Origin of the sequence: Pseudoalteromonas sp. BSi20429 (assembly GCF_000238895.1) — a bacterium.
Classification (GTDB): domain Bacteria; phylum Pseudomonadota; class Gammaproteobacteria; order Enterobacterales; family Alteromonadaceae; genus Pseudoalteromonas; species Pseudoalteromonas arctica.
In genome coordinates this window covers 20317-45932 of sequence record NZ_BADV01000100.1, presented here as the reverse complement: position 1 = coordinate 45932, position 25616 = coordinate 20317, and the positions used below count along the sequence as shown (strand labels likewise).

The following is a 25616-nucleotide window of genomic DNA, read 5'->3' as shown; positions in this document are numbered from 1 at the left end:
TTAAAATACCATACTAGCGTTCAAACTTAGCATATGTACTTTGTGGCCTTTGTCTACATCGGCAGGATTACTAAGACTCCATAAACCCGCGCCTTCGGGCTTTATATCAAAGCGGTCTAGTTGAGCTTTTAGCGCTAATCGCTCCGACAGTTGCCATTTTACACCTATGTTAATTGAATGCTGATGAACATAAGGCACCTTAATAGCAGCCTGTGTTGCAAGTGCTAGCTGTTGTATTGGCTCTGAAATTTGATCGGGTATGCCTGGTGAAAAAACAGGTTCGTTTACTTGTATAACATCGTGACGATTTTTTGCTGCTGAAAAGCTAGTGTAAAATATTGCATTGTTTACCCTATAACCAGCGCTAATATAAGTACTGAATACTGATGGAGCTATTATCCAATCGGATTCTGAAATACCTACTTCAGATTGAATAAGCCAATTATTATGATCGTAGGTTAGTCCAAATGCCGCGTATTCTATACTGTGGCCTTTGGTATTAAATTTGTTAGATATAGTCTCTGCTTGTGGCCATATACTTTGTGGTACTGCGTCTAGTAAGGCTAAAAACTCATCTAATGAGGTTAACTTATAGCCACCAAAATCAGATTTAGATAAAGAGAAACGTACAGTCCATGCATCTAGTGTATAGGTTGCGCTAAAGGTGGTTAAATTATCAAAATCAATAAAAAAATCTTTGTTATACGCTTGTAACTTTGCTGTTGAGCTTCCGTATGCGAGCTTTAAACGTAAAAAACCTTCATCAGTGGCTTTACTGTATTCAATATCCACACCGTCGTAATTTCCTGCAATGTTTGCAAAAGAGTAGTATTCATGAGGAGGGCGGATCCACAAATAGGCGTATCCTACATAAGGATATTCGGAGAGTAAGTAAAGGTCGCTGTTTAGCCTGCCAGCACGAATAGCCCAATGGCGCGAGGGGCGATAACGTACAAAAGCGAGTTCTAAAAAGTTATCAAGACTTTTAAAGGTATGATCTTGTAAAACGACTTGTACCACAGAGTCCCAGTTTTTTGAGAGCGATATATTAGCTTGCCCACCTAAAATTGAATCACGCGTTGCTGAAAAGCCTGTATCGTTTTCGTTTAAATAATTTGATGCAAAGCCGATATCTGAATCGTCAGTGTAACTGAGTGTTAAAGATGCAAAACCACTAAATTGCACGTCTATTTCATTTGCATCGCTTTTATTAGCAGCAGAAATTACCAATATGGCTATGGCAATTGTACCTCGGAACAACATGTTAGCGCTTATTTTTATGATATGGATAATAAAAAGATAGCACATTTTTTAAAATTACCAACTTACCCAACATAAGATTTTACCAAAGGCGTTAGCATGGCAAAGCTAAAAAAATTACACTCTTTATGCTTGATTTTTAATTTACGTTAAATCGCAAATAAATACACATAACACCATCCTAAATTCCATATAAAAGGGGTTATTAAAGTTGCTTTAATTTTACCTCCTAAAGTAATAATTTATTAACGAAGTAACCGTAATTATCTTATTTGTTAATTGTTGGGATGTTATATTGTTGCAATTGGTATTTGATATGGTATAACATTCACACTATCTGATTTTCCTAAATAGAGTTTGAGTGTGACAACACCTACCGCGATTAATAAAACACCAACAATTGCCCCTAAAACTTTTGATAAACAACTTAGCAATGCAGACGCCGTCCTAAGTGATGCGATGATTGAAGTGAGTTCTTTAAATTTTAGTATTAAAAATAACGCTATTTTAAAAAACTTAAGCTTTAGTGTGGCTGCAGGTGAGGTTTATGCGCTACTTGGTGGTAATGGTGCGGGTAAATCAACCACGTTAAAAACGTTACTTGGGTTTAATAAACCAACCGAAGGCTCTGTAAAAGTAGCGGGTAAAGAGGTGAGTAAAGCGCTTGATTTTGTGCGAGGTAAAACAGCGTATTTGCCAGAGTCGGCTACGTTATATCCGCATTTAACAGCTCGTGAAAATGTTGAATATTTTTTATCACTCGCTGATATTAAAAAATCAGATGAGCAAATTAACGCGGCTTTTAATCGTGTTGCATTGCAACACGATGCATGGGATCGCCACATGCAAACTTATTCAAAAGGTATGAGGCAAAAAACAGCAATTGCACTTGCGATAATGCGTGAAGCACCCATTTTTTTACTTGATGAGCCAACCTCTGGCCTTGATCCTGTTGCTATTGATGAATTTAATCAACTTGTACGTGAACTTGCATTAACTGGTGCGACTATTTTAATGGTTACCCACGATGTATACGGTGCCTGCCAAGTCGCTAATCGAATTGGTTTACTTAAAAACGGTGAGCTGGTGGGAGAGTTTGATGCGCCCCAAAGTGGGCGTATTGATACCGAGCAAGTGCACGCTGCGTTTGGGCATCACGCTAAAAGAGGTGCTTAATGAGTATAAATAACTTTTCAAAGGTGGTGATTGTTGCCAAAGATGAGTGGCGTTATTGGCTACGCTCAAAATTAGCAATGACCGTGCTTGCTATAGGTTTGGTGCTCACGCTTGCTTCGGTAATTGTAACGGCTATTACCATGATGGAGCTAAGCCATACTCGCCATGAGTTACAAACAACAAGCGATAAAAGCTTTGTTGATCAACCCGACCGCCATCCACACAGAATGGTGCATTACGGGCATTATGCGTTTAGAACGCCTTCGCCACTTAGTACGCTAGACCCTGGTATTGACGCTTATACAGGCAACTCTATATTTTTAGAAGGGCACAGACAAAACAGCGCAATGTTTGCAGATAGTCGCCAAGGGACTGCATTAACTAAATTAGGCAGTTTAACGCCTGCATTTATTGTGCAAACACTCGCACCGTTATTATTAATATTAATTGGCTACAGCGGTATTAGCCGAGAGCGCGAATCGCAAACGCTTTCTTATTTGTTATCGCAAGGTACATCGGGTGTAACGCTAATTGCAGGTAAAGGATTAGCGCTACTTTCTGTTGTGGGCTTAATTTTAACTCCGCTTACGGTATCGGCTTTATTTACGGTTGCTGCGGGCGAAAGCTTACTGGCAGTTGTAAGTTTTGTTGTTGGCTACGCTTTATATTTAACTGTGTGGGTATTACTGATTTTACTGGCATCGAGCGTGTTTAGTAAAAACAGTGGCAGCTTTACCGCACTTGCCTTTGTGTGGATTTTACTGTGTATTGTTATGCCACGCGTAGCAAGTACCAGTGCCTCAACGGCTGTGCTATCTGCCGGTAAAATAGAAACAGACTTTGCTGTAAAAGCACAACTTAGAAAATTAGGCGACGGCCATAACGCAAACGACCCTGCCTTTATGCAATTTAAACAATCACTTCTTAAAAAGTACAACGTTAAAAGTATAGATGAGCTACCGATTAATTTTAGAGGATTAGTAGCCAGCGAATCTGAAGCAAAATTGACTAACGTACTAAACAAATTTGCCCAGCAACGTATGCAAGCAGAGCTTAAACAAACGAAGGTATCTCGTTATTTTGGTTGGGTTTCACCTATGGTGGCTATTCGGTCGTTATCGATGATTGTAGTAGGAACGAGTATTGAAACTCATCACCGCTTTTTGCGTGAAACCGAGCAGCTTCGTTTTGATTTTGTGCAAGGGCTTAACAAAGTTCATGTAGAAAAGCTTAGCTACCAAGACGATATGAACCGCAATGCCAGTACCGAAGCGACTAAGCAAGCTCGTGTAAGTGCGCAAAATTGGCAAGTACTGCAAAACTTTACTTTTAATGTAGATAGCGCACAAGTGAGAGCGCAGCGAAGTATCCCTGCATTTTTACAGTTATTTCTTTGGATTGCAGTGCTGTTAGGCGGTATTAAATTTGTAGGGAAGCGTTTGGTATGAGTTATGTATTTTCACAGCTAATTCGTGAATGGCGTTTTTTACTTCGTCAAAAATATTTAGTGATATTACTAGCATGTACATTTGCTATATCGGGGTTTGCAGTTTTCAGCGGCCTTAGTGAAGTAAGCCAGCAACAACATACTATTGAGCGTTTAAAAACGGCTGATTTAACTGAATTAGCTAACGTACAAAATAAATACAGTGATGCTGGTTCGCTTGCCTATTACAGCTTTCATTTAACGTATTCAGCACCTTCAAATTTAGCGTTTGCTGCTTTAGGCGAGCGCGATATTTATCCGTGGAAACACCGCTTAAATTTACTTGCCCTAGAGGGACAAATTTACGAGAGCGATTCACAAAACGCAGAGCTAGCGCAGGCAGGTAAAATTGATTTTGTATTTGTAATTAGTGCATTAGCACCGCTGATAGTTATTTTACTATTTCATGATTTATTTGCTAATGAGCGAACAAGCGCCAGGCATGACTTATTAGTGACTACGGCTAAGTCGTACTTTGCATTATGGGGGGCGCGTATAGCTGTAAGGTTAATAGCAGTAATAGTGTGTTTAATGTTGCCATTTTATGTAGGTACGTTGCTTAGTCATTCGGCCCTTGCTGATGTGGGGTTTGTTACTTTTATATGTGTAATTTACATTGCGTTTTGGACTTTGCTCAGTGTGTGGTGGGGCAAAAATGCCAACAGTGCGCCGCGTGTTGCTTCAACATTAATCGGTTTTTGGGTGTTAGTTGCCTTTATTATTCCTATTTTAGGCGATTTAGTTATAAACAAAACGGTTCACTCACCAAAGGGCGGCGACATTGTGCTTACTCAGCGTGAGGCGGTTAACGATGCATGGGACTTGCCAAAGAAAACCACAATGGATGCTTTTGTAGCATCAAATCCACAGTGGAAAGATCATGTTGATATGCAAAGCGAGTTTGAGTGGAAATGGTATTACGCATTTCAGCAAGTTGGAGACGAAAAAGCAGGTGAACTTTCACATGCTTATCGTGATGCAGCGCACACAAAGTATCAGCTAGCAGGGATTGTATCGTGGTTTTCACCACCACTATTGCTACAACGCAGTTTTACCCGATTGGCGAGCACTGATGCTTTAGCTGCATTTAGATACGAATACCGTATGCGAGGATTTCATAAAAGTTTAAGGGAGTTTTACTACCCTTGGCTGTTTATAAAAGGCAATCCACCTAAAGCTGCGCTTAAGAGTATGCCTAGCTTTAAAAAAACAATGCTTAATGAAACGGATGAGCCTGACGTTACAGGCGTTAAGCTAAAAGAAAATTTATGAGTCAACTAATTAACAAGGTTTATAATGAATACCAATAAAAATGGGCTAAAGCTCAGCTATTTAAGCGCATGCTTAGTCAGTTTGTTTAGCAGCCACGCTATGGCTGCTGAACAAACCCCAAAGGATGACAGCGTAAATAATAGCCCTATAGAAAGATTAGCAGTGATTGGCTCGCGCCAAGCTTATCAAGGCAATTTTAGCCCTTTAGAAACACCGCAATCAGAATTAAAAATAGATTTAGAAGCGCTTGAAAACGCAGGTGCTATAAATTTAAATCAAGCGCTTGATTTATCGGCATCGGTAGCGCGTCAAAATAACTTTGGCGGACTTTGGAATAGCTTTGCGCTACGCGGCTTTGTAGGCGATGAAAACTTGCCAAGTAATTACCTTGTTAATGGGTTTAATGCCGGGCGTGGTTTTGGTGGCTCACGTGATTTGTCGGGTATTGAATCGGTTGAGGTGTTAAAAGGTCCACGTGCTGCTTTATTTGGCCGTGGTGAACCTGGCGGTACAGTAAATCTAGTTACTAAGCGCCCAACGTTTGATACAAGCGGCGAGCTAAAGCTAAGCGTAGGCAGCTTTGACACCTACCGCGCTGATGTAGATTACACCACGCCCCTTAGCGACGACGTAGCAATTAGACTGGTTGGTTTTTATGAAGACGCAAAAAGCTTTCGCGATACAATAGAAACTACTAAACAAGGCTTTAGCCCATCAATAACATGGAATATTAATGATAATAGCCAGCTAATATATGAGCTTGAATACAGCGACCAAGAGGTCCCTTTTGATAGAGGCGTATTAGCCATAGATGGCGAACTTGGTTTAATACCACAGAGCCGCTTTTTAGGTGAGCCAGGTGATGGCCCAATAGAGGCTGACGTACTTGGCCATCAATTAGAGTTTATTCATGACTTTAATGATAATTGGAGCGTATTGCTGGGCGCTAACTACCGTGATACTTCGCTTGAAGGGTTTGCTACCGAAACCGGTTTTGCAGGTGTTGTTGATGGTGAGGTAAATCGCTTTAGGCGCTACCGTGATTATAATGCAAAATATCAGGTATTTAGAGCAGAGGTGACAGGTAATTTAGAGGTTGCAGGGTTGGATCACCGTTTAATAATTGGGGTTGATTCTGATAAGTTCGAAAATGATCAATTTGTTCTTCGTGTACGTGGCGATCAGTATATAAATGTTTTTAATCCTGTATATGGAGCATATGAGTTACCTACGCCAACGGCCAATACCGATAAGTTAGAAGTGCAAGAGTCGTTAGGTGTATTTATACAAGACCAAATAAGCCTAACCGATAAGCTTGATGTACGTATTGGTATACGTTTTGATGACTACCAACAAACACTTAATAATCGTTTAGCTGATACACAATCAAAACAAAATGAGTCACGTGTTAGTCCTCAGTTAGGTGTTGTGTATGAGGCGAGCGAGTTTGTATCTGTTTATGCCGCTTATGGCGAAAACTTTAGGCCTTTATCAGGCACTGATACAAATGGCGATGGGTTTGAACCAAATCAATCTACTTCAACAGAGTTGGGAGTTAAATTTACTTTAAACGATGGCGCTTTATTTGGCACTATCGCGATGTTTAAAGTAGAGCAAGACAACATGCTGGTGGTTGACGATCCCACTGCATTTACTTTTGCTTCAATAGGGGAAGCACAAAGCAAAGGCATAGAGATTGATATAAACGGTGAGCTAACGGATGATGTTAGCCTTTGGTTATCGTATGCGTATGTTGATGCAACTATTGAAAACTCATTTTTTGATGCTAACTTTGGCTATACCGTTGAAGCGGGCAGTTCTTTATTAAATATTCCTAAACATCAACTTAGTTTACAGCTTGTTAAATCAGCCGAGTTATATGGCAAAGCAATTAAATTTGGCGCAGGTTTAGTTTATGTAGACTCTCGAAACGGCTTTTTTGGTACCGATTTTGAGTTACCAAGCTATACAACAGCGCGCACGTTTATAGATATTGATGTAACTAAGGCAATTGGCTTGCGTGCAGAAGTAGATAACCTGTTTGATGAGACCTATTACACTAACTCATTTGCTGATGCCTGGGTTCAACCGGGCACACCCAGAAGTGTAAGGCTATCTGCAACGTATAAGTTTTAAACGTAAACTAAAACGATACTAACGAAAAGGCTGCTTAAATTAAGCAGCCTTTTTGCTTAGTTAAAAGCTTAGTTAAAAACTTAGTTAAAAACTCGATTAAAACGGTGTATAGCCGTCGTTCGTTTTTTTAGGGTTAATCCAGCGCTGTTTAGCATCAATAGGAATGCGTGGTGCACCTTGTGCTGGTAATCGCCCGCGTTCTCCATACAACCACAAAACAAAATTAGTTCGCTCACCACTGGTAATAAGCTTTGCTGCGTGTGCAATATTGCCACGATGTAACATGGCAGTGCCGGGCTTAAACGTAAGTGATTTAATGTCGCCTGTGTACGGGTGATAAAAGTCAACTTCTGACCCTGTAAACTCTTCGCCTGGTAAGTTTAAGTTAATATTAAGCGTTACGGCCGATGCATCGGTATGTGGGCGAATTGACGAATCTGTGTTTGGCTCATAATAAATAGAAAAACCAAATGTTTGTGTATCAAACCCCGTAACCTCAGGGAACAACATACGCGAAATAGGGCGCATGTAAGTGTTTAGTATTTCGTTATAAAACGCTTGAAAGCTTGGCGCTGCTAAATAACCTTCTGATCGACTATCAAGCATGGCACCACGGCGATTTAACACTATGCCATATGGTGGGCGCATAGGAATTTGCGAATTCCATACTTGTTCTAAATACCCGCGTAAAACGGCAAGGCGCTCTGGATCAAAAAATTGAAATTGAAATACATCAGGCGCTACTTCGTGTAATAACGCTTTTACGGCCAGCTCTTTTGATGGATCTTCCCATGCTTGCTTTACTGCTTCGCGTAGGTTTTTATCAAGTAGTGTGTCGTCAACCGTAAACGTTGAGCCATCTATTGATGTTGTTTCCCATTCGCTCCACGCGTTTGTAATTAGGTCGGTGTTGTTATTCCAAAAGTGTTGTACTGATGGTTCACGGTAAAGCATGGCTTGGCGTGTTGGTAACTCTAGAGCACGCGCTAGCTGTAATTGATTGGCAAACATTTTGTGTAACTCCAGTTGTTGAATTTGGTTTATATCAATCTAGGAGTGCAATTTATTGCATTTGATTTAGTAGATAAACAGCCTGCTTTAGGAAACAGAATATACTATTTATTGATAATGAAGGTTTGTATACTTTTTGAAGCAGAGAAAGCTAGCTTTGTAGATATGTAAAAGGCTGCACAATACGCAGCCTTTTGTTGGTGTAATTTAAGTTGCTTAATAAATACTAGTGGGTTGCTCTGTCGCCCCAAATATCTTCTAGGCGGCTATCTCTACCACAACGCCAACGATAAGTGTTGTATCGGATTGGGTTGTTTTTGTAATAATCTTGGTGAAAGCTTTCCCTCCCTTTAATAGGGTAAAAGGTACTTGCGTTTAGTATAGGTGTAACCACAGTTTGATTAGGAAACTCGGCTACAACAGCTGCTTTTGTTTTTTCAGCTAATTTACGTTGTTCGTCGTTTTCAACAAATATAGCGCTTAAGTAACTAGGGCCTTTATCGCAAAATTGGCCTCTGGCATCAAAAGGATCAATATTAACCCAGTAATGATCAAGTATACCTTGATAGCTTACTATGGCCGGATCGTAAGTAATTTCTACGGCCTCGTAATGGCCTTTATGATTACCATTGTATGTCGGGTTTTTAAGTTTGCCGCCAGTAAAGCCCGATATTACATCGGTTACGCCTTCTAGCTTTTCAAAGTCACTTTCCATACACCAAAAACAACCTCCAGCTAAAACGGCTTTTTCGGTTTTAGCTGCATGAGTAAATGTGCTAAACAATATTGCGGCAGATGTTAATGCGAGTGCGAGTGATTTTTTCATAAAATTATCCACCTGAATTGTGAGTTTAAATACTTATAAAGTTAGACCCGCTAAATGCTAATACTATTTCATTGTAGAGGCATAGTTTTAGCTGGCTAACTTATATATGGTGCAAACTAATGTGCTTAAGATGTTTTATAAACGTAAAGCTGGTATTTAGATCACTTTTTAGTTAGTAGCATGGTTTAATTGGGTTAGCCAAATAAGCGTTATTTAATGGGGTGTTGAATTATGCTGGCTTGTTCATTAAAGTGACAACATTCGAGATATAAATTAGCAGGTGATAAATGAACCAGTTAACAGAAACATCAATAAGCTGCCCTTATTGTGGAGAAAGTATAGAAGTATTACTTGATGCAGCAGATATTGATGAGCAATACATAGAAGACTGCCAAGTATGCTGTAAGCCTATTTCGTTTGTAGTATTTGAAGATGAGGACGAGTTAAACGTTAATGTTTACAGTGAAGACGAAGCATTTTAACTAGTTAATTAGATATTAGGCTGCAAAATTGCAGCCTTTTTATTGTGTATGTATTTGGTTAGCTATTTTGCTCACGCGCTAATTGGTTAGGAAGAAGTTCTTCTACTATTTCGCGTGCTGGAAGTGTATAGCGTGTGCCGTCAAACATTACTGAGGTAAACTCGTTAATATTAGTAATGCCTGTTAAGGTCCAGCCTTCGCCGCGCTTTGGGCAATATACTGTGGTAGTGGGTTGTATTACTTGAAAATCGTCACTCATTACGTTCTCTTACTCTTTTTGCTTTAAAGATAATGCTTGTTAATGGGGTATGGTAAGTTAATAATGCCTGCCCATAAAGAGCTAATTTAACTAACCACTTAAATAAAATGTTTAATACCACAAAGCTTGAACGCGTTACGCTGCGTTTAATTACCCACAAACACGCTGCGTGTTTATTTAATATTTTAAACCACCCGCATGTGTCAGAATTTAACGACTACGAAACACCGCTCAGCAAAACACAAATCAAGCAATTAATACAAGATGATATTAGTGCCTACTACGAAGGCGAAGTGATTAGAGTTGCAATTGAACATAATACATCTGGGGAGTTAATGGGTACTTGTGGGCTTTATAATTTAACACCGTGTAAAAGTAGTGCGTTTATAGGATTTGAGCTGCACCCCGACTTTTGGGATAAAGGCGTAATGTTTGAAGTAGTCACCGGTTTTATTGAAGCGCTACTTAAGGATATTCCGCTTAAACATTTATCGGCTGAGGTGAGTGCACACAATGCACGTTCCCATAATTTACTTATTAAGTTAGGTTTTAGCTTAAGAGAAAATTCTATTTGGCATAAATCACTTTAACTCAATACTACAATTATAAGTGCTTATCTTTTTTCAATCCTGAAAGGTCAACATCTCCAAGTGCAAATAAAATACAAAAAATAACGGCTTTCTATTATAGTTAAGCGTAAGCAAATGAATTTGTTACCCGTGTTTTATTAAATATTTACGCTTAACAAGGATTTTATATGCTAGAAAAACTATCTCAAGATGCGCTTGTTATTTGGGCTACCATTGACCCAATAGGCACTATGGCGCTGTTTGCTGCGCTTACTTCTCATTTAACAGATCAACAACGTCGTAAAACAGCCTTTAAAACGGTCCTTTATGCTGGTTGCGTACTATTGGGTTCTATTTTAATTGGGCAGCTAATACTTAATGCGATGGGAATTAGGTTGGTGTCGTTTCAGTTAGGGGGCGGAATTATATTGTTTTTGTTTGGCCTGCAAATGATATTTGGAAACGATTCTAACAAAGCTAAACAAGACCCCGATCACGATATTGCGGTGTTTCCGCTAGCTATACCAGCAACTGCGACCCCTGGCGCTATTTTGGCGGTGATACTACTTACCGACAACCACATACACCCAATTACTACTCAAATAGGCACAGCGCTTATTACAATTGGTGTGTTGGGTATTACTTTAATACTGTTGCTGCTTTCGGGTAAAATAATTAAGCTTATTGGTACTGGTGGCGCGTCTATTTTAACGCGTGTGATGGGTATGATTTTAGCCGCGTTTTCGGTTGAGCTTATTATGACCGCGCTTGAAATAAAACAATGGGTTAAGCTCGATTAAATAACTCCTAAACATTTAAAGGAATGCCGCATGGCAATAAAAATAACAAAACACTATTTTATTAATTTAAGTTTAGCCGTAATCATTTTTGCTATCGGTATTTTAGCCATACGCTATTACAACCATTATGTATCGGCCTATACAGACGTAACAATTAACTCAAGCGTGCTTAACGAGTCGCGCAAAGTGTTTATAAGATTACCCGCTAATTACAATCCTAAAAAAGCGTATCCGTTAATTATTAAAACCGATGGTAACTTTAATTTAGATACATGGGACAAAGCACTTACAAAACAAGCTAAGAGCGAAAAAGGGGATAAGGCTATATTGGTGTCTATTCCTAATTTGTTTTTTACAGATACACGTAATCGCGATTTAGTGCCTCCTTATGCTCGCCAAGATGTAAATACACAAGCGCGCCCAGAGGGCGAAACACTTATAGAGCCTAATGGTGAAGCCGACAAGTTTTTAGCGTTTATTGAAACTGAGTTATTCCCGTATTTATCGGCAAAATATAAGCTTAGTAATAACCGTGTATTAAGTGGTTTTTCGGCCGGTGGCAGCTTTGTACTTTATACACTGCATACAAGGCCTGAACTGTTTAATGGCTACTTTGCATTTAGCCCAGCGGCTTGGTATGACGACATGACTGTGGTTAATAATGTAGAAGCGTTTTTAACTACTCAAGCTAACAAAGTTAAGGCGCCTACTTATTTATATCTTTCGGTGGGTGGGGCAGAGCATCCGTTAATGTTAAAAGCGTTTAATAATTTAGAGTCTGCTTTAAAAGCAAACCCTAATAATAACCTTGCGTGGCAAAGCGCTATAAACGAAGGTGCTGAGCATTCAGATAATCCACCACTTAGTGTATCAAAGGCATTAGCTGGTTATAGTGCGTTTATTAAAAAGTAGGTTAGATAGGTTTAAGTGTTAGCTGTATGCATATACAGTTAACGCTATTTTGTGTATTTAGAATGCTCAATCAGCTTTATAGCACTTTACTTAGTTTAATATTATTAACGACTTACAAAGGAAAGTTGGTTTAATTTATATTTGCACAGGAAATATACGCACTGTGTTTATATACAGTGTATAGCTATTGAGTTAGAATGCAGTACGTACCTATGAGCATATACACATCTATTTGTTACTGCTTTTAATCAGCCTTACGCCTTTGTGATCAGCAATAAGCAGTGTAAGTACTTTGCAATTTCAATATAATTTCACCATCTTTTTACACTCTTAATGCAGTTAATATAAATTAGCTGGTGGCTTTATAGTAAAAGAACACATCATACTAAATGTTATTATAACGCTAGACTTAGCAATAGAGTCAAATTAAAAAAAATAATCAGTGAGGTAGTGCAAATAATAAAGCGGGAGGTTTAGATAAAAAAGAGCATTTATAAAAATGCTCTTTTTTAAGTTACGACTACTTTGCTTTGATCGGTTTAAAAAACAATACCAGTGCAATTATAAATGCTGAAACGCTACAAATTATAAATACGTTTTTTTCACCACCAGGTATGTACTGCATAAATGAGGTAAAAAACTGACCCGAAAATACAGCCATCGTAAAGTACGATAAATTACGGCCGCGTACTTTCACATCACTGAGCTCTACCGTCATATGGTTTAAAAGCGGGATACTAAAACCAAATCCTATACCTATTAATATTGCGCCTAAAATTAAAAGTAGGGTGCTTACTTGTGTAAAACAAATATACGATAAACTAAACGCTAAAAAGGCAAATGCCAAAACCTTGGGCTCACCAAGCTTCTTTGTTATTTTAGGCATAAAGCCTGAGGTAACTACAGCCACTAAAGATATAAATGCGAGTAGTTGGCCTATTTGTGATTCGTTAAAGTTTTCTTCGTTCATTGTAATGGGTAGTAACACAGTAGACGTAAAAAATATGGTCATCGCGAGTGTTGAAATTACATAAACGCTTTTTAACGAGAGACCATTATTAGCTTTGTGGTGTAGATGTTCTGACACTTCATCGCTATTACTAGCCAGTGAGTTTTTACTTGGCACAAACAATAAAAGCATGGCCAAAAATACCCACGCTATTAAATAAAGTGAAAATGGCAGCGCCCAAAATTGCGACGCTAATAATCCGCCTAAAAATAAAAATATAACACCGCCTAACTCTATCGCCATGCCTTGTTTTGCAATCATGCCAAGGCGTGCTTCGCCTGTGTACCAAGCAGAAATTAAAACCGTACAACTTGCCATTACCAAAGCAGTTATACCGCCGAGTAAAAATCGATTAGCAAATACAAGCGTTGGGCCTTTTAAAAAGTAAGCACTGGCACCTGCAACCCCATATAAAAATAACCCAATTACTAAAAGTTTATAAGCTCCGTATTTATCTATTAATTTTCCTGCTAGCGGCGCAAAAACCACAGCGCCTAACGATGGCAACGTAATTAAAAGTACGGTGTTATCGGTTATACCTAATCCTTGTGAAATACTTACTAAACCTGGCGCAAGTAGGGTTCCCACCATAATAGTTAAGCTGGCGATACACAGTAATGTAAAGCTACCCGCTGTTTTTAACGTACCCATTTTTACTCCTTAAGTTTTAAGCGATTACTTTTTAGCAAATGAATTAAAAATGCCACTTAGCAAAATAAATATAATGCTTACAGCAACAACGCCAGGCCATTGATAAAGTGCAAATGCTTTAACACCAACCATTGAGCCAACAGCGCCTCCAATGTAATAACCCAGCATGTAAATTCCATTTATGCGACTTTGCGCAGTGGGGTCAATACTAAAAACACGCACTTGGTTAGCCACTTGTGCACTAAATATGGCGAAGTCGATTAAAATAATGCCAATAACTAACGACGCTAAACTGCCATTAAACAAACCTGTAATAGCAAAGCCGATTGCCGCAAGCGTAAGTGCAATCATAATTAGAGCTTTAGATCCCAGTTTGCTGACCCATTTACCCGACGACTTAGCGCCAATTACGCCAGCCAATGCTATTACACCAAATAAACCGGTTTGTTGAGCGTTGTAGTTAAATGGCTCGTTACTTACATAAATTGCAAGTGTTGCCCAAAGCACGTTAAATGATGCAAACCAAAATGCGCCCGAAAGTGTAAAATGCTGCAGTGATTTATGTTTAATAAACAACGCCAACGTACTTTTAATGAGAGGCCAGTAACGCAAATTAGTGTGTGGCTTATTGCTAGGTAAAAACACGCGCAGTAATATACCAAATAATGCTGCGAGTACTGCCGACATTAAAAATACACTTCGCCAACCAAATTGCTCACCTACAAACCCACTTAACGTTCTTGAAAGTAAAATACCGATGGTTAAGCCCATCATTAATGTGCCTAACGTGGCACCTTTTTGCTCGCTCGATACAAGCGATGCTGCAAAGGGTATTAATTGCTGGGTTATATTGGCGCTTACACCAATTAAAAATACCGATATAAGTAATAAAGGTAAGTTAGGTGCAAGCATTGCTGCACTACAAGCCACTACTAATAAGCACGACAAAATAGTAATTAAATGCCTGCGAGCAATCGAGTCACCCAAAGGAGAAATAAATAATAACGCAAACGCGTAACCAATTTGTGTAAGCGCGGGAATACTCCCTAGTTGCGAATCAGTTAAATTAAATTCGTTCGCTATAAGCGGTAAAATAGGCTGGTTGTAGTACAAGTTTGCTGCTGTTGCGGCAATTGCAGTGGTCATTAGTAATAAAATAAATCGACTTAATGACTGATTTTGTTCAGGTTTGGTCATAGCTGTCTAGTGTTGTTAACTCATGCCGCTATGGTATGAGTTCTTTACCTATAACAAAAATGATATTATTTTATAGAATCTATGCAAATAATGTATTTAAGGTGCGTAATGGATATTAAAACATTAAAAAGTTTTGTCAGCGTGGCCAAGCATCAGAGTTTTTCAGAAGCGGCCAAAGAGCTACACACCGTGCAACCTGCAATAAGTAGGCATATTGCACAGCTCGAAAGCGAGCTTGATGTTGTGCTGTTTATAAGAAATTCACGCGATGTTGCAATAACTCAAGCGGGTGAGCAGCTATTAAAAGATGCACGCGCTATTTTGGCTCTAGCTGACAAAGCTAAAACTCAGGTTAAACGTGCCCACAACGGGCAGGTAGGTACACTTAATATTGCGCACTTAAGCTCGGCATGTTTAACCTTTATGGCAGCACTGGTTCGAGAATATAAACAGCAATACCCAAGCGTACACGTTACATTGTTTGGAATGACTGCAACTGAGCAAATACATGCGTTTAAAAATGATTTAATTGATGTGGGTTTTTCACGGCCTTTACCTGATTCAATTAATGATGAATTTGTAAGTCATACTATTTATGTAGATTCATTGGTGGCCATCGTTAATCAAAACCATGCGCTGGCAAATTATAAAAATATTGATTTAGCTAAACTAAAAAATGAGCCTTTTATTATTTTTAATAGAGAGGAAGCACTTGGTCTTTTTGATGAAACCATTTTGCAATGCAAACAAGCTCATTTTTCACCGAACATTATTAGCCAACCTAGGCATATGCAAACATTAGTTACTGAAGTAGCTGCTGGCCTTGGTGTGGCAATTGCGCCATATTGCGTACGTAAATTATATAGTGAAGGGTGCCATTTTATAAAACTGAGCGACGTACTCACGCAAATCCCGGTGCTATTACAAATTAAAAAAGCAGATACCAATGCAGCTGTTAATGCATTTGTTGAAATAGCCTTAAATGCAAAATCGAGTATTCAAAAAAGTATGGCGGAATAAAAAAAGCCCAGTTAAAAAAGTTAAAAGGGCTAAAAGGGTTGTGCTTAGGGAAGTTGTATTCGTTTTTTAACTTATATTTAGAGCTTATATTTAGAACTTATATCTAAAACCAAATGCTATACCGTCATCTTCCGACTGCTCCATTTGTGCTCGTTGATCGTCGTTATCACTTTCAAAGTCGCTAAAGTCTTTACGCGCTTCTACGTAGGCAATAGTGTCTTCGTCAATTAAGTAGTGAAGGCCAATAACAGCAAACTGACGCTTAAATACATCGTCTGGATCGGCGTTAAAGTTTGGCTGAATTACGTAATCATCGCCGGCATCAAACACGTTGTAGGCAATAAAAGGGCGAAAATCGTTATCAAAGCGGTAAGATGCAAATGTTTCTATACCTATTGCGTCATCAATTAAGCGACCAATATTATCGGTGTCGTGGTTTTTGTTTTTATTTACGTTGGCAGCAACGTATAGGCCGGGCTTATCAATATTGCCCCACATAATGCCTGCACCGTAAATTAAATCTTCAACATTGCGAGTAGAACCATCGCCAAACGTTAAATCAAACTCGCCACGGTTAATACCCGCTGTAAGTGTTAGCATGTCAGTTGGGGTATAAGTTACAGACGCACCAAATGTGAAATTAAATTCAACTTCTTGGGCAGCACTATCACCAGAGTTCCAAAGCGTTTCGCATTCTTCTTCTGAAATGTCGGTTACGTCACAGGTATAAAACTCGCTGTTTTTAAGCTGCGCTTGTACTGCAAAACTAAAATCGTTATAGCTATTGCGGTACTGCACTAACTTATCTCCACGGCCAGTGCCATTCACAGCGCCATCGTCTTTATTATAGGTATAAACACCAGCTGCATTACCATCCCATACAAAGCTATTATTTGTGCCATAAACCACGTCGTACCACGCACCCCATTGTTTACCAATGGTAAGTTGGCCGTACTTTTCGTGTGAAAGGCCTGCGTAACCTAAACGGTTATACAAAAACTCATCCTGAATAGACTCAAAACGATTGTTATAAATAATATCGCTGCTGCCAACAGGGTTTACACCCCATTCTACGAGTGCGAGGGCAGTCCAGTCTTTCTTAAGCTTTCGGGTAAATCCAAAGTTAATACGCGAGGTACCGTTAACAACTTCGGTTTCGTTTTGTGTATTAATTACACGCACATCAAGATATCCACCTACTTCAACAGTGTTTTTGTCATCTTTGTATAACTCTACTGCCGAAACAGCGGGTGCGAATACAATACTTGCGCTAATCAGTGTCGCTAATTTTTTGCTCATCTTGTGTGTTGCCCTGTGTAAATTTCAGTGTTTTTACGTAGGTAAAAATTCAGGTTCGAAGATTAACAAAGCAATAAACGGCTCAAAAGTGAAAAAAAATCAACAAAATTGGACGGCAAACTTAATTGACATTCACTCGAGGTTAATTTTGTTTTTCAGGTGTTGCTGAGGTTTGTTTTTTTAGTTGTTTTTTAGGTAAAAAGGATTGGTAATAAGTGGTGTGTTAAAATTCTAATTTGAATTAATTTCATCTTGATTAAAAAATAGCGACTAGTGCAAAAGCTCTAAAAGTGCTTTATTTTCATAAATATAACTTTTTATTGTTATAGGTTGTACAAAAATGAGTTAAGTAAACACACAAACACGTTAAAAGTGTTTTTACTCTAGGGTCTGTTGATCTTTGCGGATTAAAATTCGTTCAAACTAGGGGCTATTTAATCGCGGCACGAGGTTTGTAACCTAGTGGGCTAAGTAAAAACCGAGCAACAAAGAGTAAATAGCCCCTAGGAAGACCCCTTTGGGCAGCGCCTGTTTGGCATTAATGCTACGTTATCGCCCATTTATGGGGAATAACCACACTACATAGACTCTGCCTTGCCTTAATACCAAACAGACTGCTGAAAATTCAACCTTAAAAGATCAACAGACCCTAATATATATACCAAATTCTAAACGCTCATATCGGTTTATTATGAATGTATTTATGAATTTTAATTTATCTAAGTTGAATAACAATTTACAAAAACACTAAATCTAATTTGTTATTATAATTACGAGTAGCTCAGTGATAATAATTGCCTTAAACTACGAGGTTTGCCTTTAAACTTTCATAGAAAAACAGGCCATTTTGGTTTAAACTGCGCGCAATTTAAATACATCATTACTCCATTGGAGGGTAGCGCTATTATTAGTACAGCTAATGTCACCATGCAATTTGGTGCTAAACCATTATTTGAAAATATCTCAGCAAAATTTGGCGACGGAAACCGTTACGGTTTAATCGGTGCAAATGGTTGTGGTAAATCAACATTTATGAAGATTCTAAGTGGTGAGCTCGAAGCGTCTTCAGGTAATGTAAGTACTGATCCAAATGAACGTGTTGCTAAACTAAACCAAGACCAGTTTGCCTACGAAGAATACTCAGTAATTGATACTGTGATCATGGGTCACAAAGAGCTGTGGAAAATAAAACAAGAACGCGACCGTATTTACTCTTTACCAGAAATGAGTGAAGACGACGGTATGAAAGTAGCCGATCTTGAAACTGAGTTTGCTGAAATGGATGGTTACTCTGCTGAATCTAAAGCAGGCGAGCTTCTATTAGGCGTAGGTATTGGCACAGACCAACACTTTGGCCCAATGTCAGAAATTGCACCTGGTTTTAAGCTGCGCGTACTACTTGCACAGGTGTTGTTTTCAGACCCAGATATAATGCTACTTGATGAGCCTACTAATAACTTGGATATTTACACCATCAAGTGGTTAGAAGACGTGTTAAACCAACGCGACTGTACCATGATAATCATCTCGCATGACCGTCACTTTTTAAACTCTGTGTGTACTCACATGGCCGACATTGACTACGGTGAGCTACGTATTTACTCAGGTAACTACGACGAATACATGTTTGCAGCAACGCAAGCACGTGAGCAACTACTTAGCGAAAACGCGAAAAAGAAAAACCAAATTGCTGAACTTCAACAGTTTGTATCACGTTTCTCTGCTAACGCATCTAAAGCTAAGCAAGCAACATCGCGCGCTAAACGTATCGACAAAATTCAGTTAGACGAAGTTAAAGCGTCTTCACGCCAAACGCCGTTTATTCGTTTCGACCAAGAAAAGCAGTTATTCAGAAACGCGCTTGAAATGAATAACTTAACGCAAGGTTTTGATGACAACACGTTGTTTTCTGGGCTTGAAGGTTTAGTAGAAGTTGGCGAACGTATTGCTATTATTGGTGAAAATGGTGTTGGTAAAACAACATTACTTAATACATTAGCTGGACGCTTAGCTCCTAAAGCCGGTGAGTTTAAGTTCTCAGAAAATGCAAATATTGGTTACTACGCGCAAGATCACGCAGATGAGTTTGCAACCGACATGAACTTGTTTCAGTGGATGGAGCAATGGCAACAAGAAGGCGACGACGAGCAAGTGGTTCGTAGCTTCTTAGGCCGTATGCTGTTCTCTCAAAACGATATTAAGAAGTCAGTTAAAGTAATTTCAGGTGGTGAGCAAGGCCGCATGCTGTTTGGTAAAATTATGATGCATAAACCAAACATATTGCTAATGGATGAGCCAACCAACCACATGGATATGGAATCTATTGAAGCGCTTAACTTAGCACTTGAAGCCTACGAAGGTACATTAATGTTTGTATCGCACGATCGTCAATTTGTATCATCGGTAGCTACCCGGATTTGGGAAGTTAAAGATGGTAAAATCATTGACTTTAGAGGCAACTACGCAGAATACCTAGCGAGTAAAGAAGCTTAATTAGCTATTTACCCGTTAACCCTAAAAAGCCATGTTTAAACATGGCTTTTTTTGTTTTTGTGGCTTTGTATTAGTCGCAATTAATATGGCTTTGGGTATAATACCCGGCTTAAACAGGACATAAGTCCGCTATTTTAAAAATACATTACTGAGGAGTATTTATGACTGTTGGCATTATTATGGGTTCTAAATCAGATTGGCCAACCATGGAACATGCAGCACTTATGCTTGAGCATTTTGGCATTAAGTACGAAACTAAAGTCGTGTCTGCACACCGCACTCCTCAATTACTTGCTGATTACGCAAGTTCAGCCGCAGAACGCGGTATTAAAGTTATTATTGCTGGCGCTGGCGGCGCGGCTCATTTACCAGGTATGGCTGCTGCTTTTACATCGCTTCCTGTACTGGGCGTGCCTGTAAAATCAAAAGCATTAAATGGTGTTGATTCACTTTTATCTATTTGCCAAATGCCTAAAGGCGTTGCAGTGGGCACACTTGCAATTGGTGAGCCGGGCGCAGCAAACGCAGGTTTACTAGCCGCACAAATTTTAGGGTGTCAAAATCCAGAAATTTTTGCAAAAATTGAAGCATTTCGTAAAGCTCAAACCGACACTATATTAGCTAATCCAAACCCTGCAGAGTAATAATGAATATTTTAATATTAGGTGCAGGGCAACTTGCACGTATGATGAGTCTTGCAGGCGCGCCGCTTAATTTAAATGTGGTTGCATACGATGTAGGCAGCAAGCAAATTAAGCATCCGCTAACTGGTGAGGTTTATAGCACGTCACTTGAGCAAGCAATATTAAACGCTGATGCAATTACTGCAGAGTTTGAGCACATTCCTGATGACGTACTAACACTTTGCTGTAACAGCAATAAGTTCTACCCTGGGAAAGCCGCTATTAAAACCGGTGGCGATCGCTCGCTTGAAAAAGCATTGCTTGATAAAACAAACGTAACTTGTGCGCCGTATCAATTAATTACTGAAAAAGCGCATCTAGAACACGCAGTTAAAACCCTAGGCAAGCCACTTGTTATTAAAACATGCCAAGCAGGTTACGACGGAAAAGGCCAATGGCGTTTAAAATCGGATAGTCAAATAGACGAAATTTGGTCACAAATGTCTGATTTTATTGCATCGGGCACTGAGCTTGCGCCACATACAATTATTGCTGAAAAAATGATCCCGTTTGATCGTGAAGTATCTATTATTGGTGCGCGCGATAAACACGGTAATGTTGCTATTTATCCGCTAACAGAAAATGAGCACACAAATGGTGTATTAACGCTTTCTATTGCCGGTAAAAATAATCACAACGTTGAAGCGCAAGCAAACGATGCATTTACAAAAATAGCAAACGAGCTTAACTACGTTGGCGTATTAGCAATTGAGTTTTTTGATGTACAAGGCACGTTACTCGTTAACGAAATCGCACCGCGTGTACATAACTCAGGCCACTGGACGCAACAAGGCTGCCATTGCTCACAGTTTGAAAACCACATGCGTGCTGTTGCAAGTTTACCGCTTGGCAATACAGAGCTTAAACACATTACCGCGATGATAAACGTACTAGGGCAACCTAATATTCCAGCTGACGTACTAAAATACGCAGATGTGACTAGCCATTGGTACGGTAAAACTGCAAAGCCAGGTCGTAAAATGGGCCATATAAACGTATCGGCCACTAGCATGAACGACCTAGCAGATAAATTAGGTGAGCTTACTGAATATTTACCTGAGCAAGACTACCCTGGTATTTTAAAAGCGGCGGCAAATTTAATCCTTCATTAAATGGCTAACCGTTTTATTAAATGCCGAGCTTGCTCGGCATTTTTTTGCATTTAAAAAAGGCGCAAGGTTACCTAGATTGTGAAATAATGATTGAGTCTAAAATTTTACAGTGAAATTATTTAATGAAACTTAAAGCAATTTATAGCGCACTACTTGTTGCCGCTTCTTTTAGTCCTTTTTTTAGTAACAGTGCATTTGCATCAGACTCTCTTCGTGTTGCTACTTTTAATGTAAGTATGGATGCAACTAATCACACACCTAAAGGTGAGCAAGTTAAAAGTGATGCTTTAGTTAATGCACTTAAAGCAAACCACCAGCAAATTAAGAATATAGCGGAAATTATTCAACGTGTTCGCCCTGACATTATTTTACTTAACGAATTTGATTACATCCCAAAAGAGCAGGGGGTTGAATACTTTAATCAACATTATTTAAATGTAGGTCAGCAAAAACAAGCCGCTATTAATTACCCTTACTCTTATATTGCCCCTGTAAATACAGGCCTAGCCACTGAGTTTGATTTAGATAACGATGGCAAGAAAAATGGCGTGATGGGCGATGCACAAGGTTTTGGTTTTTTTGAAGGGCATTACGGTATGGCTATTTTGTCAAAATACCCAATCGATTTTGATAAAGTAAGAACCCTTCAAACCTTTAAATATAAAGACATGCCAAATGCACAAATGCCCGTAATGCCTAAAACAGGCGAAAACTGGTATAACGTACAAGAATGGCAAGCACTTAGACTTAGCTCTAAATCGTTTTGGGATTTACCTATTAACGTAAATGATAAAACCATTCATGTTATTGCATCTCACCCAACACCCCCTGTATTTGACGGTGAAGAGGATAGAAACGGCAAACGTAACCACGATGAAGTAAGGTTAATTGCCGATTACGTTTCAAACGCTAAGTATATTTACGATGATAAAGGCGAAAAGGGTGGTTTAAAAACTTACTCTCGGTTTGTTATTTTAGGCGATTTAAATGCCGCACCAGAGGGCGATAAAGCCCGCACAAATACCACCGATCAACTGCTTAAAAATCCATTGATAAACGCTTACTTTGTTCCAAAAAGTGAGGGTGCTAAAGAGCAGTATGATGTGCCTTATGCACAAAATTACAGTGCTAATTGGCAAGCGCGTGTTGATTACGTACTACCGTCAAACTACGGCTTAAAAATTAAAGACGGTGGTGTGTTTTGGCCAACTAAAACGAGCAATGAATATCGGTTAATTAAAGACAGAAACGCATCGAGCGATCATCGACTGGTGTGGCTTGATTTAATCGTTGAATAACGCCTATTAACAGGGGATCCGCTAGTAAACTGAGCTTTACCCTGTTTAATGGCTATTTATCTTAAAAAATTGCAATAACTTGAGTGCTTCTGCTTAAATACGGCTTAATTATAATAACCGTATAGAAGCACTATGATTTTTAATTTTTCTTCATCTAAAACGTTAGTGGCCTTAGCTGTTGCCTCAAGTGTCATGCTTGCAGGTTGTAGCGCGACCGCTAACACCTCATCAACACAGCAAAGTGCTTTACCAGCAACATCGGTTGCTGCGGTTGTAAACACGCCAGCAGATATCGGCTCACAAAAAATAACGCTAGAACAAGCAATGGCCGATCCTGATTGGATGGGCAATCAGCCAGAGAGCGCTTATTGGGCTAGCGATTCGGCTACTATTATTTATGCTCAAAAAGAGCAAGGTAATACACTACGCGATTTATTTAGCCAATCGGTTACTAGCCAAACAGCAGAGCAGATAGCACTTAATAAACTTCATACTGTGGGTTCAAATAAAGCTGTTTATTCAAAAAATAAAACAATGGCGGCCTACACCTTTAAAGGCAATGTGTTTGTTAAAAACCTAAAAACCGGTGAACTTAAACAAATTACAGCGACATCAGCAAGCGAATCTAAACCACAATTTTTAAATAATGGCGATTTAGTTTACCGCCAAGGCAATGTGTTTTTTAAAGTTGATTTAAAAACAGGCTTAACGAGCGAGCTTGCTAACTTAAAACTTGCTGATGAGCCAAAAGGGATTGAAGAGCCAAGCACGTATATTGCTAAAGAGCAGCATAAATTGATTAAGTTTGTGGCGATTCAACAAAAAAATAAAAAAGATAAGCAAGCACGTAATGAGCAAATTAATGAACAAAACAATTCAATTGCTAACACGGCTTACTACTTAGGTGATGGTAATAAAGTTGCAGAAGCACAGCTTTCGCCAAATGGTGATGCGCTGTTAGTCGTTGTACAAAAGCAAACAGATTGGCGCGGTGATGGCGATATTATGCCAAATTACATCACTAATGATGCAACCATTGAACCTAAAAAAGCACGCCGCCGTGTAGCCGATGCTAAAGAAGAAACCTCAAAGCTTGTGTACATCAATTTAACTAACAAAGAGCAAACATCACTTAGCTTTAATACCTTACCGGGCTTTGATGAAGATGTTTTAGCCGCAGTTAAAAAAGAAAATTATGCACGGAAAGGTAAAACATATAAGTCTAAAAAGGCGCCTCGTGGCATTAACCTTATTATGGACTGGGGTTTTGAGCAAAGCCCAATAGTATGGAACGATGACGGCTCTCAAGTAGCTGTCATGCTCGAAGCATGGGACAACAAAGACCGCTGGCTTGCGAACGTTGATTTTAAAAACAACAAACTTGTGTCGCAACATCGCCTACATGACGATGCATGGATTGCTTATGCGTTTAACGACTTTGGCTGGTTACATAACTCGAACACGCTTTATTACCTATCGGAAGAGTCGGGTTATAGCCAGCTTTATAAAAAACCAATTAACGGCAAAGCAACCGCGCTAACACAAGGCCAATTTGAGGTTTCTAACTTAACGCTTGCCAGCGATGACAGCGCAATTTATTACAAAGCGAATGTTGAGCACCCAGGCCTGTACGAAATTTACCGTGTTAACCCGCAAACAGGTAATAGCGAGCAAGTTACTGACTTAAATGGCATGACTGATTACACGTTAAGCCCAGATGAAACTAAGTTACTCCTTAAGCACTCTACAATTACCATGCCTAATGAGCTTTACGTAGCTGACGCTAAAGCAAATACAAAAGCCACGCGCTTAACGCATACTGTGTCGGATGAGTTTTTAGCTAAAAAGCTAACAGCCCCTAAAATTGTTGCTGTGCCATCGAGCCATACAGATCAACCGATATACGCAAAAGTGTACTACCCAGCTGATTACGTAGAAGGTGAAGTAGGTAAAAACCGCAAAGCGGTTATTTTTAATCACGGCGCGGGTTACTTACAAAACTCACATATGGGGTTTTCGGTTTATTTTCGTGAATTTATGTTCCATTCATTGCTCGCTGATGAAGGTTACATAGTAATGGATATGGATTACCGCGCATCTAAAGGTTACGGCCGTGATTGGCGCACCGCGATTTATCGTCAAATGGGCACACCTGAAACACAAGATTTAGCCGATGGCGTTAAATGGATGGCGCAAAATGCCAATGTTGATACCAAAGCAGTCGGCACTTATGGCGGCTCATATGGCGGCTTTATGACCTTTATGGCATTGTTTACCGCGCCTGAGTTATTTCAATCGGGTGCGGCACTACGACCTGTTACCGACTGGGCACATTACAACACAGGTTACACGGCTAATATATTAAACCATCCTGATGTTGACCCGATTGCATATGAGCGCAGCTCACCAATTTATTACGCTGAGGGTTTAAACAAACGTTTACTCATTAATGCACCCATGGTTGACGATAACGTGTTTTTTCAAGACTCAGTGCGTTTAGTACAGCGCTTAATAGAGCTTGAAAAGCAAAACTTTGAAACAGCTATATTCCCTGTTGAACCACATGGTTTTGTACAGCCTTCAAGCTGGTTAGACGAATACCGACGTATTCATAAGTTATTTAAAGAAACGCTTTAATCTTTAATCCTTAAAGTATAAAAACAAA

Annotated in this window: 21 protein-coding genes; 14 read left to right on the top strand and 7 right to left on the bottom strand. The window is 39.3% G+C overall.

The features are described 5' to 3' along the window. Positions 1 to 1263, bottom strand: coding sequence for a hypothetical protein (locus P20429_RS01610; RefSeq protein ID WP_007586752.1), 1263 nt, complete (start codon positions 1261 to 1263; stop codon positions 1 to 3). A 456-nt stretch (positions 1264 to 1719) separates the two neighbouring features. Here P20429_RS01610 and P20429_RS01615 point away from each other — a divergent pair, with 456 nt between their 5' ends. The 4 genes from P20429_RS01615 to P20429_RS01630 are packed head-to-tail and all read left to right on the top strand — an operon-like array spanning position 1720 to position 7330. After that, complete coding sequence (locus P20429_RS01615; RefSeq protein WP_033027182.1) at positions 1720 to 2436, top strand: ATP-binding cassette domain-containing protein; 717 nt, start codon at positions 1720 to 1722, stop codon at positions 2434 to 2436. Further along, complete coding sequence (locus P20429_RS01620) at positions 2436 to 3884, top strand: DUF3526 domain-containing protein (protein ID WP_007586747.1); 1449 nt, start codon at positions 2436 to 2438, stop codon at positions 3882 to 3884. The genes P20429_RS01615 and P20429_RS01620 overlap by 1 nt, the downstream gene beginning before the upstream one ends. Next, positions 3881 to 5194 carry a DUF3526 domain-containing protein gene (locus P20429_RS01625; protein WP_007586736.1) on the top strand — a complete coding sequence of 438 codons (1314 nt, stop codon included), beginning with the start codon at positions 3881 to 3883 and terminating at the stop codon, positions 5192 to 5194. The genes P20429_RS01620 and P20429_RS01625 overlap by 4 nt, the downstream gene beginning before the upstream one ends. A 24-nt stretch (positions 5195 to 5218) precedes the next feature. Continuing rightward, a complete protein-coding gene (locus tag P20429_RS01630) occupies positions 5219 to 7330 on the top strand; it encodes a TonB-dependent siderophore receptor (protein WP_007586734.1) in 2112 nt (703 codons plus the stop codon). A 96-nt stretch (positions 7331 to 7426) separates the two neighbouring features. Here the strand turns inward: P20429_RS01630 and P20429_RS01635 are convergent, their stop codons facing one another. Together P20429_RS01635 and msrA are read right to left on the bottom strand one after the other, a co-directional pair. Then, a complete protein-coding gene (locus P20429_RS01635; RefSeq protein ID WP_007586733.1) occupies positions 7427 to 8341 on the bottom strand; it encodes a 2OG-Fe(II) oxygenase family protein in 915 nt (304 codons plus the stop codon). Positions 8342 to 8567: 226 nt separating this feature from the next. After that, positions 8568 to 9167: a peptide-methionine (S)-S-oxide reductase MsrA gene (gene msrA / locus P20429_RS01640; protein ID WP_007586731.1), complete on the bottom strand. Its 600-nt coding sequence runs from the start codon at positions 9165 to 9167 to the stop codon at positions 8568 to 8570. Positions 9168 to 9454: 287 nt separating this feature from the next. On the opposite strand from msrA, the gene P20429_RS01645 reads away from it, so the two are divergent. Beyond that, positions 9455 to 9649: a CPXCG motif-containing cysteine-rich protein gene (locus P20429_RS01645; RefSeq protein ID WP_007586729.1), complete on the top strand. Its 195-nt coding sequence runs from the start codon at positions 9455 to 9457 to the stop codon at positions 9647 to 9649. A 58-nt stretch (positions 9650 to 9707) separates the two neighbouring features. Here the strand turns inward: P20429_RS01645 and P20429_RS01650 are convergent, their stop codons facing one another. Next, a complete protein-coding gene (locus P20429_RS01650) occupies positions 9708 to 9908 on the bottom strand; it encodes a hypothetical protein (RefSeq protein ID WP_007586727.1) in 201 nt (66 codons plus the stop codon). Positions 9909 to 10015: 107 nt separating this feature from the next. Between P20429_RS01650 and P20429_RS01655 the strand changes: the two genes are divergently transcribed. The 3 genes from P20429_RS01655 (at position 10016) to P20429_RS01665 (ending at position 12189) form a co-directional block, all read left to right on the top strand. Further along, positions 10016 to 10498: a GNAT family N-acetyltransferase gene (locus tag P20429_RS01655; RefSeq protein WP_007586723.1), complete on the top strand. Its 483-nt coding sequence runs from the start codon at positions 10016 to 10018 to the stop codon at positions 10496 to 10498. Between the two features lie 167 nt (positions 10499 to 10665). Next, the gene (locus P20429_RS01660; protein ID WP_007586716.1) at positions 10666 to 11277 is read left to right on the top strand and encodes a MarC family protein; all 612 of its coding nucleotides are present in this window, start codon (positions 10666 to 10668) and stop codon (positions 11275 to 11277) included. A gap of 30 nt (positions 11278 to 11307) precedes the next feature. Continuing rightward, positions 11308 to 12189: an alpha/beta hydrolase gene (locus tag P20429_RS01665; protein WP_007586713.1), complete on the top strand. Its 882-nt coding sequence runs from the start codon at positions 11308 to 11310 to the stop codon at positions 12187 to 12189. Positions 12190 to 12709: 520 nt separating this feature from the next. Here the strand turns inward: P20429_RS01665 and P20429_RS01670 are convergent. Then, positions 12710 to 13849, bottom strand: a complete 1140-nt coding sequence (locus tag P20429_RS01670; protein ID WP_007586712.1) for an MFS transporter — start codon at positions 13847 to 13849, stop codon at positions 12710 to 12712. Positions 13850 to 13873: 24 nt separating this feature from the next. Continuing rightward, positions 13874 to 15046: an MFS transporter gene (locus P20429_RS01675; protein ID WP_007586711.1), complete on the bottom strand. Its 1173-nt coding sequence runs from the start codon at positions 15044 to 15046 to the stop codon at positions 13874 to 13876. 108 nt (positions 15047 to 15154) lie between these two features. On the opposite strand from P20429_RS01675, the gene P20429_RS01680 reads away from it, so the two are divergent. Then, positions 15155 to 16066: a LysR family transcriptional regulator gene (locus tag P20429_RS01680; protein ID WP_007586709.1), complete on the top strand. Its 912-nt coding sequence runs from the start codon at positions 15155 to 15157 to the stop codon at positions 16064 to 16066. Between the two features lie 90 nt (positions 16067 to 16156). Here the strand turns inward: P20429_RS01680 and P20429_RS01685 are convergent, their stop codons facing one another. Next, a complete protein-coding gene (locus P20429_RS01685; RefSeq protein WP_007586708.1) occupies positions 16157 to 17365 on the bottom strand; it encodes a porin in 1209 nt (402 codons plus the stop codon). A gap of 903 nt (positions 17366 to 18268) precedes the next feature. On the opposite strand from P20429_RS01685, the gene P20429_RS01690 reads away from it, so the two are divergent. The 5 genes from P20429_RS01690 to P20429_RS01710 all read left to right on the top strand — a co-directional run bounded on the left by P20429_RS01690 (position 18269) and on the right by P20429_RS01710 (position 25588). Then, a complete protein-coding gene (locus tag P20429_RS01690; RefSeq protein WP_076915491.1) occupies positions 18269 to 19858 on the top strand; it encodes an ABC-F family ATPase in 1590 nt (529 codons plus the stop codon). A gap of 161 nt (positions 19859 to 20019) precedes the next feature. Further along, positions 20020 to 20502, top strand: coding sequence for a 5-(carboxyamino)imidazole ribonucleotide mutase (purE, locus tag P20429_RS01695; protein WP_002962540.1), 483 nt, complete (start codon positions 20020 to 20022; stop codon positions 20500 to 20502). A 2-nt stretch (positions 20503 to 20504) separates the two neighbouring features. Then, a complete protein-coding gene (locus P20429_RS01700; protein ID WP_007586704.1) occupies positions 20505 to 21653 on the top strand; it encodes a 5-(carboxyamino)imidazole ribonucleotide synthase in 1149 nt (382 codons plus the stop codon). 122 nt (positions 21654 to 21775) lie between these two features. Further along, positions 21776 to 22951, top strand: coding sequence for an endonuclease/exonuclease/phosphatase family protein (locus tag P20429_RS01705; protein ID WP_007586703.1), 1176 nt, complete (start codon positions 21776 to 21778; stop codon positions 22949 to 22951). A 132-nt stretch (positions 22952 to 23083) separates the two neighbouring features. Then, positions 23084 to 25588, top strand: coding sequence for a prolyl oligopeptidase family serine peptidase (locus P20429_RS01710; RefSeq protein ID WP_007586701.1), 2505 nt, complete (start codon positions 23084 to 23086; stop codon positions 25586 to 25588). Positions 25589 to 25616: the final 28 nt, after the last annotated feature.

What these genes read in the sequence shown, in the direction of transcription:
- P20429_RS01610 (WP_007586752.1), bottom strand. Translation starts at nt 1,263, where the DNA reads ATGTTGTTCCGAGGTACAATTGCCATAGCCATATTGGTAATTTCTGCT.
- P20429_RS01615 (WP_033027182.1), top strand. Translation starts at nt 1,720, where the DNA reads ATGATTGAAGTGAGTTCTTTAAATTTTAGTATTAAAAATAACGCTATT.
- P20429_RS01620 (WP_007586747.1), top strand. Translation starts at nt 2,436, where the DNA reads ATGAGTATAAATAACTTTTCAAAGGTGGTGATTGTTGCCAAAGATGAG.
- P20429_RS01625 (WP_007586736.1), top strand. Translation starts at nt 3,881, where the DNA reads ATGAGTTATGTATTTTCACAGCTAATTCGTGAATGGCGTTTTTTACTT.
- P20429_RS01630 (WP_007586734.1), top strand. Translation starts at nt 5,219, where the DNA reads ATGAATACCAATAAAAATGGGCTAAAGCTCAGCTATTTAAGCGCATGC.
- P20429_RS01635 (WP_007586733.1), bottom strand. Translation starts at nt 8,341, where the DNA reads ATGTTTGCCAATCAATTACAGCTAGCGCGTGCTCTAGAGTTACCAACA.
- msrA (WP_007586731.1), bottom strand. Translation starts at nt 9,167, where the DNA reads ATGAAAAAATCACTCGCACTCGCATTAACATCTGCCGCAATATTGTTT.
- P20429_RS01645 (WP_007586729.1), top strand. Translation starts at nt 9,455, where the DNA reads ATGAACCAGTTAACAGAAACATCAATAAGCTGCCCTTATTGTGGAGAA.
- P20429_RS01650 (WP_007586727.1), bottom strand. Translation starts at nt 9,908, where the DNA reads ATGAGTGACGATTTTCAAGTAATACAACCCACTACCACAGTATATTGC.
- P20429_RS01655 (WP_007586723.1), top strand. Translation starts at nt 10,016, where the DNA reads ATGTTTAATACCACAAAGCTTGAACGCGTTACGCTGCGTTTAATTACC.
- P20429_RS01660 (WP_007586716.1), top strand. Translation starts at nt 10,666, where the DNA reads ATGCTAGAAAAACTATCTCAAGATGCGCTTGTTATTTGGGCTACCATT.
- P20429_RS01665 (WP_007586713.1), top strand. Translation starts at nt 11,308, where the DNA reads ATGGCAATAAAAATAACAAAACACTATTTTATTAATTTAAGTTTAGCC.
- P20429_RS01670 (WP_007586712.1), bottom strand. Translation starts at nt 13,849, where the DNA reads ATGGGTACGTTAAAAACAGCGGGTAGCTTTACATTACTGTGTATCGCC.
- P20429_RS01675 (WP_007586711.1), bottom strand. Translation starts at nt 15,046, where the DNA reads ATGACCAAACCTGAACAAAATCAGTCATTAAGTCGATTTATTTTATTA.
- P20429_RS01680 (WP_007586709.1), top strand. Translation starts at nt 15,155, where the DNA reads ATGGATATTAAAACATTAAAAAGTTTTGTCAGCGTGGCCAAGCATCAG.
- P20429_RS01685 (WP_007586708.1), bottom strand. Translation starts at nt 17,365, where the DNA reads ATGAGCAAAAAATTAGCGACACTGATTAGCGCAAGTATTGTATTCGCA.
- purE (WP_002962540.1), top strand. Translation starts at nt 20,020, where the DNA reads ATGACTGTTGGCATTATTATGGGTTCTAAATCAGATTGGCCAACCATG.
- P20429_RS01700 (WP_007586704.1), top strand. Translation starts at nt 20,505, where the DNA reads ATGAATATTTTAATATTAGGTGCAGGGCAACTTGCACGTATGATGAGT.
- P20429_RS01705 (WP_007586703.1), top strand. Translation starts at nt 21,776, where the DNA reads ATGAAACTTAAAGCAATTTATAGCGCACTACTTGTTGCCGCTTCTTTT.
- P20429_RS01710 (WP_007586701.1), top strand. Translation starts at nt 23,084, where the DNA reads ATGATTTTTAATTTTTCTTCATCTAAAACGTTAGTGGCCTTAGCTGTT.